The sequence below is a fragment of the Bacillus basilensis genome, assembly GCF_050630465.1.
In the GTDB taxonomy this organism is placed as follows: Bacteria; Bacillota; Bacilli; order Bacillales; family Bacillaceae_G; genus Bacillus_A; species Bacillus_A basilensis.
Genome location: NZ_JBNTQO010000002.1, coordinates 42325 through 56609, shown reverse-complemented (window position 1 = coordinate 56609; position 14285 = coordinate 42325). Strand labels below are relative to the sequence as shown.

Annotated in this window: 17 protein-coding genes; all 17 read right to left on the bottom strand. The window is 36.4% G+C overall.

Annotated elements, in window-relative coordinates; translation table 11 throughout:
- Positions 1-7: 7 nt before the first annotated feature.
- The 17 genes from ACQVV1_RS03630 to prmA all read right to left on the bottom strand — a co-directional run bounded on the left by ACQVV1_RS03630 (position 8) and on the right by prmA (position 14268).
- Complete coding sequence (locus ACQVV1_RS03630) at positions 8-820, bottom strand: pyruvate, water dikinase regulatory protein (protein ID WP_060632300.1); 813 nt, start codon at positions 818-820, stop codon at positions 8-10.
- A 29-nt stretch (positions 821-849) separates the two neighbouring features.
- Complete coding sequence (gene ccpN, locus ACQVV1_RS03625) at positions 850-1482, bottom strand: transcriptional regulator CcpN (protein ID WP_000583758.1); 633 nt, start codon at positions 1480-1482, stop codon at positions 850-852.
- Positions 1483-1589: 107 nt separating this feature from the next.
- Positions 1590-2336, bottom strand: coding sequence for a DNA repair protein RecO (gene recO / locus ACQVV1_RS03620; protein WP_063222930.1), 747 nt, complete (start codon positions 2334-2336; stop codon positions 1590-1592).
- 33 nt (positions 2337-2369) lie between these two features.
- Entirely contained in the window at positions 2370-2513 is a 144-nt protein-coding gene (locus ACQVV1_RS03615) for a YqzL family protein (protein WP_000883924.1), read from the bottom strand.
- 175 nt (positions 2514-2688) lie between these two features.
- Positions 2689-3594, bottom strand: a complete 906-nt coding sequence (gene era / locus ACQVV1_RS03610) for a GTPase Era (protein WP_048531222.1) — start codon at positions 3592-3594, stop codon at positions 2689-2691.
- Positions 3587-3985 carry a cytidine deaminase gene (locus ACQVV1_RS03605; RefSeq protein WP_001086294.1) on the bottom strand — a complete coding sequence of 133 codons (399 nt, stop codon included), beginning with the start codon at positions 3983-3985 and terminating at the stop codon, positions 3587-3589. Before ACQVV1_RS03605 ends, era begins: the two co-directional genes overlap by 8 nt.
- 99 nt (positions 3986-4084) lie before the next feature.
- On the bottom strand, positions 4085-4438 hold the full coding sequence (locus tag ACQVV1_RS03600; RefSeq protein WP_242252267.1) for a diacylglycerol kinase family protein: 354 nt from the start codon (positions 4436-4438) through the stop codon (positions 4085-4087).
- The gene (ybeY, locus tag ACQVV1_RS03595; protein ID WP_242252268.1) at positions 4435-4905 is read right to left on the bottom strand and encodes an rRNA maturation RNase YbeY; all 471 of its coding nucleotides are present in this window, start codon (positions 4903-4905) and stop codon (positions 4435-4437) included. Before ybeY ends, ACQVV1_RS03600 begins: the two co-directional genes overlap by 4 nt.
- On the bottom strand, positions 4902-7046 hold the full coding sequence (locus ACQVV1_RS03590) for an HD family phosphohydrolase (protein ID WP_431168631.1): 2145 nt from the start codon (positions 7044-7046) through the stop codon (positions 4902-4904). The genes ybeY and ACQVV1_RS03590 overlap by 4 nt, the downstream gene beginning before the upstream one ends.
- Before the next feature lie 193 nt (positions 7047-7239).
- Positions 7240-8199, bottom strand: coding sequence for a PhoH family protein (locus ACQVV1_RS03585; protein WP_016086243.1), 960 nt, complete (start codon positions 8197-8199; stop codon positions 7240-7242).
- A gap of 3 nt (positions 8200-8202) precedes the next feature.
- Entirely contained in the window at positions 8203-9402 is a 1200-nt protein-coding gene (gene yqfD, locus ACQVV1_RS03580; RefSeq protein WP_242252269.1) for a sporulation protein YqfD, read from the bottom strand.
- Between the two features lie 159 nt (positions 9403-9561).
- Positions 9562-9855, bottom strand: coding sequence for a sporulation protein YqfC (gene yqfC / locus ACQVV1_RS03575; protein WP_000732265.1), 294 nt, complete (start codon positions 9853-9855; stop codon positions 9562-9564).
- A gap of 108 nt (positions 9856-9963) precedes the next feature.
- On the bottom strand, positions 9964-10407 hold the full coding sequence (locus ACQVV1_RS03570; protein WP_060632306.1) for a GatB/YqeY domain-containing protein: 444 nt from the start codon (positions 10405-10407) through the stop codon (positions 9964-9966).
- Between the two features lie 15 nt (positions 10408-10422).
- The gene (gene rpsU / locus ACQVV1_RS03565; RefSeq protein WP_000048061.1) at positions 10423-10596 is read right to left on the bottom strand and encodes a 30S ribosomal protein S21; all 174 of its coding nucleotides are present in this window, start codon (positions 10594-10596) and stop codon (positions 10423-10425) included.
- Between the two features lie 480 nt (positions 10597-11076).
- Complete coding sequence (gene mtaB, locus ACQVV1_RS03560) at positions 11077-12429, bottom strand: tRNA (N(6)-L-threonylcarbamoyladenosine(37)-C(2))-methylthiotransferase MtaB (protein ID WP_431168630.1); 1353 nt, start codon at positions 12427-12429, stop codon at positions 11077-11079.
- Positions 12430-12435: 6 nt separating this feature from the next.
- Positions 12436-13185, bottom strand: a complete 750-nt coding sequence (locus ACQVV1_RS03555) for a 16S rRNA (uracil(1498)-N(3))-methyltransferase (RefSeq protein ID WP_242252271.1) — start codon at positions 13183-13185, stop codon at positions 12436-12438.
- A 144-nt stretch (positions 13186-13329) separates the two neighbouring features.
- A complete protein-coding gene (gene prmA / locus ACQVV1_RS03550; protein ID WP_063222923.1) occupies positions 13330-14268 on the bottom strand; it encodes a 50S ribosomal protein L11 methyltransferase in 939 nt (312 codons plus the stop codon).
- Positions 14269-14285: the final 17 nt, after the last annotated feature.

Here is a 14285-nt window from a genome sequence, read left to right as displayed (position 1 = left end):
AAATGTGCTAAAACATTTTTTGGTTTTGCACTGCATTCACAATAATGTTAGCTGTTTCTTCAATCGCCTTATTCGATACATCAATTACTTGACAATTTATTTTACCAACTACATTCTCAAAGTGATCAATTTCTTCTTTAATACGATTAATATTGGCATATGTTGCACCGTCACTTAGTCCAAGTGATTTCAATCGCTCTTTTCGAATATGATTCAACTTATCTGGCGTAATTTTCAAACCGAAACATTTTTCTTTTGCCACTTGATATAATTCCTCAGGTGGATCCACTTCTGGTACAAGTGGTACATTGGCAACTTTCAAACGTTTGTTATGCGCTAAATATTGAGAAAGTGGTGTTTTTGATGTACGCGAAATCCCAATCAACACGATATCCGCTTTTAAAATACCGCGCGCATCTCTACCATCATCATACTTTACAGCAAACTCAATCGCTTCAATCTTTTTAAAATATTCTTCATCTAATCTACGAACAACACCCGGCTCATATCTCGGTACTTGCCCTGTAATTTCTTCAATTTGATCGATTAGAGGCCCGATAATATCATATGCCTCTACGCCTTCTTTTGCAGCCTCTGTTACTAAATACTGACGCATGTCAGGTTTTACTAACGTAAAACAAATAAGCGCTTGATTGCTCTTAGCAATCGAAATCACTTCTTTTAATGTCCCTGTATCTTCTACATACGGCACACGTCTAATATCAGGAGCAAATGGGAATTGCCCCATTGCTGCTCGAACAACCAAATCAGCCGTTTCTCCGACAGAGTCAGATACGACATATACGATTTTATTATCCATTACATTACCTCACTTTAAACAAATTACACTTATTCGTTATTTACTAAGTTTACAAACGCACGTGTAATATTTGTTTTTGTAATTCGTCCAATCACTTCTAAACCTTGTTTCGTATCTTTTACAACTGGCATCGCATCAATCTGTCTTTCTATTAATTCCATCGCAATATCATATAAAGAATCTTCTCTACGACACATCGCAATGTTTGGCATCCTTGTCATGATAATATTAACCGGAAGAGAGGTTAAATCCTGCTTTCCTAAGCTAGCTCGTAATAAATCTTTACGAGATACAACACCAACTAATAGAGTCGATTGATCTACAACGAATAATGTACCTACATCCTCTAAAAACATCGTACAAATTGCATCGTATACTGATACATTTTTATCAATTACAACTGGTCTAGATTGATAATCTTGTACTTTAATTTTCTTAACAGCTTCAGATAATAGCTGTCCCCCAGTTTTTCCCGTATAAAAATAACCTACGCGTGGGCGTGCTTCTAAATAACCAGCCATCGTTAAAATTGCTAAGTCTGGCCTTAGCGTTGCACGTGTTAATCCCAATTGCGCAGCAATTGACTCCCCTGTAATAGGACCGTGATCTTTTACAATCTGAATGATATGTTCCTGCCGTTTATTCAGCTCTATGATAATCACCACCTTTAATGCACAACGAAAAAAGTTATACTATCTCTTAAATATTATATACTAAATATGCTATTCGAAAAAGATAGGATGTAAAAAGGACCATATACGGCCCCAAATTATATTTGAAACTTATCAAGTTGTTCTAAGAAACGTCTTGATTTCAAATAAATCCCGCAATATTCATCATAATATGTATTCAACACTAAACGCATTTGTTTTTTTGTGCTATCCTTCACTGATACATTGCCAAGTCTATGTAAATCGAAGTGGTAGAAAAGACGTAATAATTTATGAACGGCTTCCCCCACTGGTATACGATACTGATCTTGCTCAGCATGACGCGAGCACAGAAAACCGCCTTCCCGGACAGAGAAGGCGACAAAATCTGTTTCTTGATGACAAATCGCACATGTATCAAAGTACGGGCGCATCCCTAATACCGGAAGCATTTTCGTTTGATAAATTAATGATAATACTTCTGAATCAACACCCTCACACATGTAATGCAACGTTTGATATAACATTTCAAATAAATATGGATTATGTTTTTTATCTTCTGTTGCTTTATCAGTTAACTCAACAATAAATGATGCATAAGCAGTTAAAAATATATCCTCGCGAATTTCTTTCATAGTTGAAATAATCTCGCCTTGTTGCAAAGTTCCAAGTCCAGATCCCATTTGTATAAGGAAATGACCATGTGTCATAAGTTGCGAAACAGATGCTAACCGGCTTTTCGGTTTTTTCGCTCCTCTTGCCATTGCACTTACCTTACCAAGTTCTCTTGAGAATATTGTAACAATCTTGTTCGTTTCTCCGTAATCTGTCGTACGGATAACGATGCCCTCAACTTTTTGAAACATGTTCGTCACCATCCAAGGTTTGAACAAAACGGGTCAAGAAATTGGAGAGTCTAGATGCGCTAGCTCCTCTTCATGTTGATCCATCTCATCGTTTACGTCTTTTTCCATTTCTTTCAAAAGCAAATACGTTTCAATGCTTCCTGTTTTGGAGAAAAACTTCCAGGTAAAATCTAGCATAAGAATCCACCTTTCTCAATAAGCGTAGCCTATAAACCAATTTCCTTTGTTGTTATTAAATTGACCCATTTTGTCCATTTTCATGTGAGAAAAATTTTTCCTAATTTATCAAAACTCATAAAACCAATAATCAGCGGATGAACAAAACATCCGCTGATTACAGCTTTACTCTATTTTAGTACTCGTCTTCGCGGAAACCAAGGTCACGAAGCTGAGACATTTTATTGCGCCAATCTTTTTGCACTTTTACCCATACTTCTAAAAATACTTTAGAACCAAGTAATGCTTCAATATCAAAACGAGCTCTCTTACCAACTTCTTTTAACATCTTCCCTTGTTTACCGATAATAATCCCTTTTTGCGATGGACGTTCAACAACAATCGTTGCATTGATATAAACTGCCCCGCCTTCGCGTTTTTGAATTGCATCGATAACAACAGCCACAGAATGCGGCACTTCTTCACGTGTTAAATGTAGTACTTTCTCACGAATAAGCTCTGCAATAATAAATCTCTCCGGATGGTCCGTTACTTGATTATCTGGATAGTATTGTGGTCCTTCTGGTAAATACTTTTTAATCGTTCCAATTAAAGCGTCCACATTATTACCATCTAATGCAGAAATCGGTACAATCTCTGCAAATTCATGTAGTTTGCGATATTGATCAATTAACTCTAATAATTGTTCTGGATGAAGTTGGTCAATTTTATTAATGACTAAAAATACTGGTTGCTTCGTTTCTTTTAACTTCTCAATGATGAATTCCTCACCACGACCAAATCCTTCGACTGCATTGACCATAAACAGAACGATATCAACTTCTTTTAATGTCGTTTGAGCCATCTTCACCATGAAGTCACCTAGTTTATGTTTAGGTTTATGTATTCCTGGTGTATCAATGAAAATTACTTGTGAATCATTTTCTGTATATACGCCTTGAATTTTATTACGAGTTGTTTGTGGCTTGTCACTCATAATAGCAATTTTTTGGCCGATAATACGATTTAAAAATGTAGATTTCCCAACATTCGGTCTGCCAATAATAGAGACAAAACCTGATTTATAACCTTTTCTATTCATGTAAATCCTCCGCTAAAAATGCTCCTGGTAACAATTCTCCGACCGTTGTCTCTTGAACATCACCATGTAAATTTGACAGGTATACTTTCGTATCCTGTTTACATAATTCTACCATAACTTGTCGACATGCTCCACAAGGAGGTACTGGACGCTTTGTATCCGCCACAATCGCGATAGCTACAAACTCTTTATCTCCTTCAGAAACCGCCTTAAATAAAGCTGTTCTTTCTGCACAGTTACATAGGCCATATGATGCATTCTCAACATTACATCCACGATACACTTTTCCATCCTGTGTTAATAATGCTGCACCTACTTGAAATTTAGAATATGGTACGTACGCTTGTTTACGCGCTTCGATTGCTTCTTGAATTAATTGTTTACTATTCATATTCCCGCATCCTTCCTGTTCACAGCTGTGAATAGATACACTCTCTTATTAAAGGCCTTTACGGCACTTCCAAAGCTTAATAAAAACTTTGGAATGCAACTATACCACATACGGTAAAAAGATAATAGCACCAATTATAACAGCTATTATAGCAAACAATAAAACTGCTCCCGCTGCGACATCCTTTGCAATTTTCGCAAACGGATGTATATTGATAGTCGCTAAATCTACGGTTTTTTCCACAGCTGTATTTACCATCTCTAAACTCATTACAATTCCTATTACAATAAGTAATACCATCCACTCTACTTTCGTAATATGGAAATAAAAGCCGCAGCATATAACAATGACTGCGGCTAAATAATGAATTTTCATATTTCGTTCATGACGAAGGCAAAAGAATACACCTGCTATAGCATACCCAAAACTATCTATAAGTTTTCCTTTTTTCATCGCCCTAATCCAAATGCATCTAAAATTTCTTTCTGTCTTCCAAACATTTCTTTTTCATCCTCTTCTGTCATGTGGTCATAACCAAGTAAATGCAAAAAGCCATGTAACGCTAAAAAGCCAAGTTCACGATCAAAAGAATGTCCATACTCTTCAGCTTGTTCTTTCGCTCTCGGAATAGAAATAATAAGGTCACCTAACATACGCGGCATCTCTACACCTACAATTTCCATTTCCCCTTCTCCCATTTCTTCCATAGCAAAGGAAATGACATCAGTAGGCTGATCCTTATCTCGGTAATCACGATTAATCTCGCGAATGCGTTCGTTATCTACAAATGTCACTGATAACTCCGCACCATCCTCTATTTTTTCCATTTGAGCTGCTTTTCCTAATATTTCATGAATTAAATTCACATATTCTTCTTTCACTTCTTCTGTTTCATCAATGAAATCAATTAATAAACTCATTCTTTCTCCTTCTCTTCCGGTGGTTCCGGATATGTAATACGCGAATGGAAAATACCATTTAACGTTTCACATAACGTTCTTCCAACGATTTGTAGTTCCTTAAATGTCAAATCACATTCACTAAATTGCCCATCTTGCAGGCGATCTTTAATAATACTTTGTACTAAATTATTAATTTGATCTGGTGTTGGGTGATTCATAGAACGTACCGCCGCCTCAACACTATCAGCGATACCAACGATTGCCGATTCTTTAGAAGTTGCTTTTGATCCCGGATAACGGAACATCTCTTCTGTATATTTTTCTTTATCTTCTTTAATCGCCTTATAATAAAAATATTTAAGGAGCGTTGTACCGTGATGTTGTCCAGTAATATCAATAATTTCTTGCGGAATATGGTATTCTTCGAGCATCCTTACTCCATCAGTTACATGAGCAATGATAATCTCTTTACTCGTCACAGGATCTAATTTATCATGTGGGTTTTCAATTCCCATCTGGTTTTCAATAAAGAATTGCGGTTGTACTGTTTTTCCTACATCATGATAATATGCCCCTACACGTGCTAATACACCATTTGCTCCAACTGCTTCACAAGCCGCTTCAGAAAGATTCGCTACCATTACACTATGATGATATGTTCCTGGTGCTTCTAACAAAATTCTACGCAAAAGCGGATGATTCGGACTTGATAGTTCCATAAGCTTCATGCTTGATACAATTCCAAGTCCACTTTCTAAATAAGGTAATATCCCCATAGCTAAAACGGAAGAGATAATCCCTGAAAGTGAAGCCATTAATAATTGCGTACCAATTTCAAGAGGTGAAAAATTCCCATTACGTAATAATAATAATGCCGCCAAGACGACTACATTTAAGATAGAAACAAGTATACCAGCTTGCAAAATCATCGTACGACGATTTTTTTCTCTTAAGAAAATACTCACTGATAATGAACTTAATAACACATAAATACCTACACTATAATTCAGTGTACTTGTTACCCCTTCATTAAACATAATACTTCCGCACACAGAAAAAATCATACTTGTTAAAAATACAAATCGATCGCCAATCATTAGTTTTACAAGTATTGTTCCCATCGCAACCGGGACAACATACGCAATTCCTGCATATTCAAGCTTTTGAAACAAACTAATAATTTTCATTAAAACAATCGTGATAGACAAAATTGTAATATACGCTAAAATATACGGTCTATCTTCTCTTTTCCGCTGTAAAAATACTTCAAACTGCTTATGCATAAAGTATAATAACACACCAATGAGCACCGCTAATCCAACATAAGGTTGAAAACTATTACCTTTCTCTAATAAACCGACTAATTTCAACTGATTATACATATCACTTGAAATTGTTTCGCCTTCTCTAACAATAACTTGTCCTTGAAGAATATAAACAGGTGGGACTAAATCCTCTTCCGCTTTCTTCTTCTCTTTCGTTACAACCGGATCATAAAAATAATTTGCTGTAATCGCATATGATCCTAGCGCATTAACAGCTTCCTTCAATCCGCTATTCACATTAAGGCTTTTCATTTCATTAACAAATCGCTCTTTTGCTGCTATTTCTTCGGACATTTTAATATTTCCACCCATAATAACACTAACAGACGTTAAAGCCGCGTTCTTTGCTAATTCTAGTTGATCCGGTTCTGAATTAATAAAGTACAGTAAAATCTCATCAGATAATTCCTTTGTTAAATTAGATGGCAACTTCTTCTTCAACTTTTCTAATTTATTAGCATCGGTCATCTTTTTTTGCTCTTCAGGTCCAGCAGCTTTCATCTCCTGAATTACTTCATTTACCTTGGCAAAAACATCATTTACAATATCTACTCTATTTTGTTTATATTCACTTCTATATGTATATTGATCCCCGACTTTTTGAGCGGCCTCTTGTTTTTTTCTGTCCGTTATAACCTTATCTTCAATTTTAATAGGAGAGTGAATTGTTTTTTTCGCAATAGAATACATATCAACATCTAATTGCTCTGGTTTCACATTATTCATAAGTGCAAAAAACAGCACTGCTCCTAATAAAACGTAAGAAATCCAACTTAGTTTTTTCGAATGTTGTAAATTACGAAACCACTTAGAAATTTCTTGAGATCTTAACATGATTTCAATACCTTCTCCTCTCCAGAAATAAAGTGAAACTATTTATAGCTTTCATTTCTTCTAGCTAACGATACTTTTAGGTAACATTTTTATACACCAGTACCTATAGTTTATTTCTCTTATCTTTTATGATAGTAAAAAATATGCCGTTCGCCAACCTTAATACAAAAAGAAATGACCCTGACAAATAGGATCATTCCATTTTATCATATGCCTCAATAATACGTTGCACCAGTGGATGCCTCACAACGTCCGTTTGTTCTAATGTAATGAACGAAAGACCTGATACACCAGATAAAATGTTAGAAGCTAGCGAAAGCCCTGATTTTACCCCTTTTGGTAAATCTACTTGTGAAGGATCTCCCGTAATAACCATTTTAGAACTAAAACCTAATCTTGTTAAAAACATTTTTATTTGTGCACCCGTTGTATTTTGCGCTTCATCTAAAATAACAAATGAATCATCGAGTGTACGCCCTCTCATATAAGCAAGAGGCGCGATTTCAATTACACCTCTCTCCATCATACGCTGCGTATATTCTTGTCCAAGAATATCGTGCAGAGCATCATACAACGGACGTAAATACGGATCTACCTTCTCTTTCAAATCCCCTGGTAAAAAACCTAAACTTTCGCCTGCTTCTACAGCCGGTCTCGTTAAAATAATTTTCTTTACATACCCTTGCTTTAAAGCTCTCACAGCCATTACTACAGCTAAGTATGTTTTCCCAGTCCCAGCAGGTCCAATTCCAAATACAATGTCATTCTTCTTCATTGCATGAATGTATCTTCTTTGCCCCATTGTTTTTACACGAATGGATTTACCTTTTGCCGTTTTAAAAATTTCTTCTTCATATAACTCTTCAAATTGAGCAATTTTCCCTTGTTGTGCGAGCTGAATTGCATACGCAACATCTCTTTCTGTAATTGACACACCTTTTCGAATAACAACAAGTAATTGCTGTAAGATTTTTTCTACGAGTGTCACAGTTTCAACTGCTCCAGATGCATGAACAGTTTCACCTCTAGTTACAATCGATACATTCAGTTCCCGTTCAATTACTTTTAAATGAGCATCATTGACTCCAAAAAGAGCGATTGCTTCGTTAGTATTTTCCAATTGTTGGTTCATTTCTACTAATTGTTCTGCCATTACTCAGTCTCCTTGAATATCGGATTCGGATATTGGTTGTGGCTCTGCAATATTTTCAATCACAGTATAATGCAATGTGACTTTTAGTTGATCCGCCTCAACCTCTTTACTCAAAATCTTATCACTTACAATCATAGCATGTTCATCCAATTTTTTCTTTAGTTCTTTTTCAGCCATCTCTTTTGCTACTTTCATTGCCTGTTTTTCTGTATATTCCCGGTTCGCTTCTTCCTCTTCTCGCACTATATCTTTTTCGTATGCAATCGGTAGTGTAAAACCAAATAATTTCACATCATGCTTTACACTTTCCGTACGGGAGCGTTTATACTTATCATGTTGAAATCCCCATATTTTTATTTTCGCACTCCCCAATTTAAGGTAATGCTCATTATACGTATTGCCAGTATATACTTGAAATTGCGTCTTCAGTGGCACATTCACATTAGATGTATACCACGTTTCACCATATACAATACCTTTCGCCGAAACAATCGTCTGACTCTCCTCATTACCGTATACCCCCGATACGAGAAGCTGCCCTTTTTCTACATGATCATTTTTTAGAACGACTGGTTTTCCTACTTCAACAAATGTTTTTGTAACAATCGCTTCTTTTTTTGCCACTAAATTTTGCGGTCTTTGTTCCTTTTCTTTTTTCGGCTCATTTTTTTCAACAATTTTAAAGTGGTACGTCGTTCCCCTTATTTCTAGTCCTGCCCAAGTAATCGCATTAATATTGTCTGTCAAATGACGTTGTACATCTTCTACACTAGGCATTTGGAATTGTAATTTTCCTTTTTTAATACCCATTTTGTCCAATTCTTTCATTAATATATATTCTGTTTCAGGTTTCGCTCCTGTAATTTCAATTTTCCAAACCATATTTGATAATGCAATCATGCCAAAAAAGAAAATTAAAAAACCAATTAAGAATCCACTATTTTTAATTAAGCGCTTATTCAAAAAAGGAAAACCGTAACGCCCAATAAAGTATAATTTACATTCATTTTTTCTATAAATCGGCTTGATTTTTTTCACATCTCGTAATAACATACAAAAAACTAACGTTTCATCAGCAATCTTCTTAACGTCCCAAACTAATAATTTTCTACGTACACATTCGTTAACGAACCGTTCCGCTCCTCTACCTTCAATTCGTACCTTTACATATCCAAGCCACTTTATAAACCATTTATTTTTCATCTACTGCCTTCACTACCTTTCCAAAAGTAGACACACTACTTTTCACTTTAATTAGCAAAATAGCTCGTACGAAAATGAAATACAAAGTTTTATTGTCCATAAATAGTAGGGTCAAATTGTTAGAATAAAGAAGAAAAACTTCACATACGGAAGTTTCCCTCACTTCTCTTTCTTTTCGTCTTCTAAAAATGTCACTTGCTCAATTATCCCTTCCAGCAAAAGTTCTTCCGGAAGGATTGTTTTAATAACAAAGGACTGTCCCTTAATTAATAATTGACCATGCTTTAATAACAATCTTACTTCTTTATCTGAAAACACTAATAAACCTCGATGATTTTCTATATAGATATGCACTTGCCCAACAAGCGTGATCCGAGGTAGATCCATTAGCACATCCACTGGCAGGTCTATTTGCTTCGTTAACCAATTCTTCATTTGTTCTAATTTTTTCATCTCAAAAGACCCCCTCTCATCCCATATGTATGAAAAAAGAGCTTGTAATATCACGTCCAAACTGAAAAAAAGCATAAAAAAACGTCTCATACGAAATGAGACGTTTTTTTATGCTAATAGCTGGATAACCAGCTTATTCACAAGTGATCCGTCTGTTTTACCTTTTACTTTCGGCATAACAGCAGTCATCACCTTACCCATATCTGCTTTAGAAGTAGCACCAACTTCAGAAATAACTTGCTTAATTACATTCGCTAATTCTTCTTCCGTTAATTGCTCTGGCAAATATGCGCTTAAAATCTGAATTTCACTTTGCAGTTTATCAACAAGGTCTTCACGACCAGCTTTTTTAAATTCAAGGAGGGAGTCCTTATACTGTTTTACTTCACGAGCTAAAACTGTTAATTCCTCTTCTTCAGTAAGAGTATGTTGCAGTTTAATACCTTCATTTTGTAAAGCAGCCTTAACCATACGAATGACGGTTAATTTTTCTTTTTGTTTATTCTTCATCGCTTGTTTCATATCATCGTTTAAACGACCGAGAAGACTCATAACTTACACCCTCTCTTAGAATTTACGCTTTCTTGCCGCTTCAGATTTCTTCTTACGTTTTACACTTGGTTTTTCATAAAACTCGCGCTTTCTTGCTTCAGCAAGTGTACCAGTTTTAGAAACCGATCTTTTAAAACGGCGAAGTGCATCCTCCAAAGACTCGTTTTTACGAACGACTGTTTTTGACATTCTCTTTCCCTCCCTCCGAAACATCACACTTACATACTAACTTCAGCATGCAAAAAGAAACACTTCTTCAGCATGTCTTTTACGATTATAATACATTTTATCACTTCAGGTCAACTATTTGGCAGAATAAAAGAAGAATAGATGCTCTTCCTTTTTCAAAAACTATGCAGATGGCTGTTATTCTTTTACCTGAAGACAACTATATTTTGGTCATTACACCTTTTTTCATACAGGAATGTACGAAACAACTACTCATTTCATACCTTTTCAGTACTTAACGTCTCCACTAAAAAAAGAAAGCATGCAAATCGTTTCCGTTTGCATGCTTTTTTTGCCCGCTATTTGCCAGGCAGTAAGACCCCCACTCAAAATTCAGCGAAAACAAAGAAGTTAGGTGGGGATCGTGCTGCCCGTAAAAGCCCGATTGGTGAGGGCTAATAATCAGCGGGGGATGAATCCTACGCTGATTACAGTTTCACTTTATGCGCTTGCTGATTCTTTTTTCACATCATCTTCAAGAACACGAACAAATTGCGCTTCATTATATGGATAACCAGCTTTCGTGATTTTCACTTTCACTAGTTTACCAATTAATTCTTCTGACCCTTCAAATACAATTTTCAAGTAGTTATCTGTATAACCTACATATAATCCTTCACGGTCGCCCTCTTTAAATTGCTCTTCTGGAATAATTTCAAGTACTTCGCCTTCAAACTGTGACGCATACTCTTTCGCTAATTGATTAGATAGTTCAATTAAACAGTGAACACGATCGTTCTTCACATCTTCAGGAACTTGATCTTCCATGCGTGCTGCAGGTGTTCCTGTACGTTTTGAGTAAGGGAACACGTGTAACTCAGAGAAGCGATTCTCTTTAATGAAATTGTATGTTTCCATGAATTCTTCTTCTGTTTCACCTGGGAAACCAACGATTACGTCTGATGTAATCGCAAGACCTGGTAACGCTTCTTTCAAACGATCTAAACGCTCTTGGAAGAATTCCATCGTATACTTACGACGCATACGTTTTAATACCGTATTAGATCCAGATTGCAACGGAATGTGTAAGTGACGTACAACTACTTCAGACTTATCTAACACTTCAATTACTTCATCTGAAATCTGACTCGCTTCAATAGAAGAAATACGAAGACGTTTTAATCCGCCTACTTCCGCTTCCATATCACGAAGTAAACCAGCTAAATTATAATCTTTAATATCTTCACCGTATCCACCTGTATGAATACCTGTTAATACGATTTCTTTATATCCTGCATCTACTAATTGCTGCGCTTGTTTAATAACTTCTTTTCCATCACGCGAACGCATTAAACCACGCGCCCAAGGTATAATACAGAATGTACAGAAGTTATTACAACCTTCTTGTATTTTTAAAGATGCACGTGTACGATCCGTGAAATAAGGTACATCCAGTTCTTCGTATACACGTGTTTTCATAATGTTGCGGACAGCATTAATTGGTTGACGCTCTTTGCGGAATTCTTCGATGTATCCTAACATCTTTTCACGATCCTGTGTACCAACTACAATATCTACACCAGGAATCGCCATAATTTCCGCTGGAGATGTTTGTGCATAACATCCAGTTACACAAATAACTGCATCCGGATTTTGACGAACAGCACGTCTAATAACTTGACGACTTTTCTTATCTCCCGTATTCGTTACTGTACACGTATTAATAACATATACATCAGCTTTCTTTTCATATTCAGTTCTTTCATATCCACCTTGTTTAAACAATTGCCAAATGGCTTCTGTTTCATAGTGGTTTACTTTACAACCTAACGTATGGAACGCAACAGTTGACATTGATCATCACCCCATCAATTCAAAATGATACGAAGCAGCACTTAACGCGTATAACGGCGCCGTTTCTGTTCTTAAAATTCTTGGTCCTAAACTACATGGTACAAATTTATGTTCACGAAGCGCTGTAATCTCTTCCTCAGCTAAACCGCCTTCTGGGCCAAATACAATCAATAGCTTTTGACCTGGTTTCATCATCGTTAAAGCTTTCGCAAAATTAGATTTCTCGCCTTGTTTCGCTTCCTCTTCGTAAGCAACAAGACAAACATCATACTCACCACTCATTGAAAGCAATTGTTTAAACGATGCCGGAGCATGTACTTCTGGAACTTCACTTCTATGTGATTGTTCCGCAGCTTCTTTCACAATTTTTCTTAAACGCTCAACTTTTTTATCAGCTTTTTTCGCATCCCATTTTACGATAGAGCGAGATGCTTGAAATGGTAAGAATGCAGCTGCCCCAAGCTCTGTTCCTTTTTGGAAAATTAACTCTAGCTTGTCTCCTTTTGGCAGTCCACTTGCAATCGTCACGAAAACAGGAAGTTCACTTGACGCCTCTACCCATTCTACAATAGCCGTATTAATAAATTCACTGGTAATTTCATCAATTGAACACACTGCTGTTTTTCCGTTTACACAGCAATAAATGCGATCACCAGCTGACATACGCATCACTCTTGCGATATGATGTACGTCATCACCTACAATGCGAATACTTGTCTCATTTACATATTTCTCTTCTACAAAATAACGTTGCATATAATCACCTTAGTAGAGTTTCGTTCCTTTCGTAAGTCAATACTTACGAAAAGAACGAAACGTTATCATTTTTCATATAACAAACGGCAAGTCCCTCACCTTATAGTGAGAGACTCTCCTTTTCATTATAGACTAAAATCTATATTACGCATTTCGTGCAATAATTGCTACCCAATCTTCCATTCGTAACACTTCTTCAATTGTAAATCCAGCTTTTTCTAGCGCCTCAGAAATCACTTTTTCCTTCGCAGCAATAATGCCCGATGTAATAAATAATCCGCCTGACTTCACAACTCTTGCTGCATCTTCAGGGAATAAAAGAATAATTTCTGCTAATAAGTTAGCTACGATTAAATCAACAGGACCTTCAATACCCTCTAAAAGACTATTCTGTCCAACAGATACGATATCATCTGTTTTATTTAAACGTACATTCATTTCTGCACTTTCAACCGCAACCGGATCTAAATCATATGCTTGAACAGAAGCCGCACCTAATTTTGCTGCTGCAATACTCAGTACACCAGAACCTGTTCCTACATCAATGATAGCGTCACCTGGCTGTACTGTTTTTTCTAAAGCACGGATACACATCGTTGTTGTTGGATGAGTTCCTGTCCCAAACGCCATACCTGGATCTAATTCAATAATTTTTTCTTCCGGAGAAGATGGTGTATATTCTTCCCACGTCGGTACAATTGTGAATGTATCAGAAATTTGTACTGGATGGTAATATTTTTTCCAAGCAGTAGCCCAATCTTCTTCATTGACTTCGTTAACGGTAATATTTCCAGTACCAATTTCGATGTCGTAAGATGGAAGCACATCAATAGATGATTTTACACCTGCAATTGTCTCCTGTAAAGAATCCGTTTGCGGGAAATATGCTTTTATTAACACACCTTCCTCCGGGTATTCATCTGGGTTCAATGCATAAATTTCACCATATTGTTGCTCGCGCTCTTTCGTCAACTCCGCCGGGTCCTCAATCGCAACTCCACTAGCACCAGCTTCATGTAAAATATGAGAGACAGCTTCTACTGCTTCTTCTGTTGTATGAATACTAATTTCTGACCATTTCACAATTTACCAACTCCATT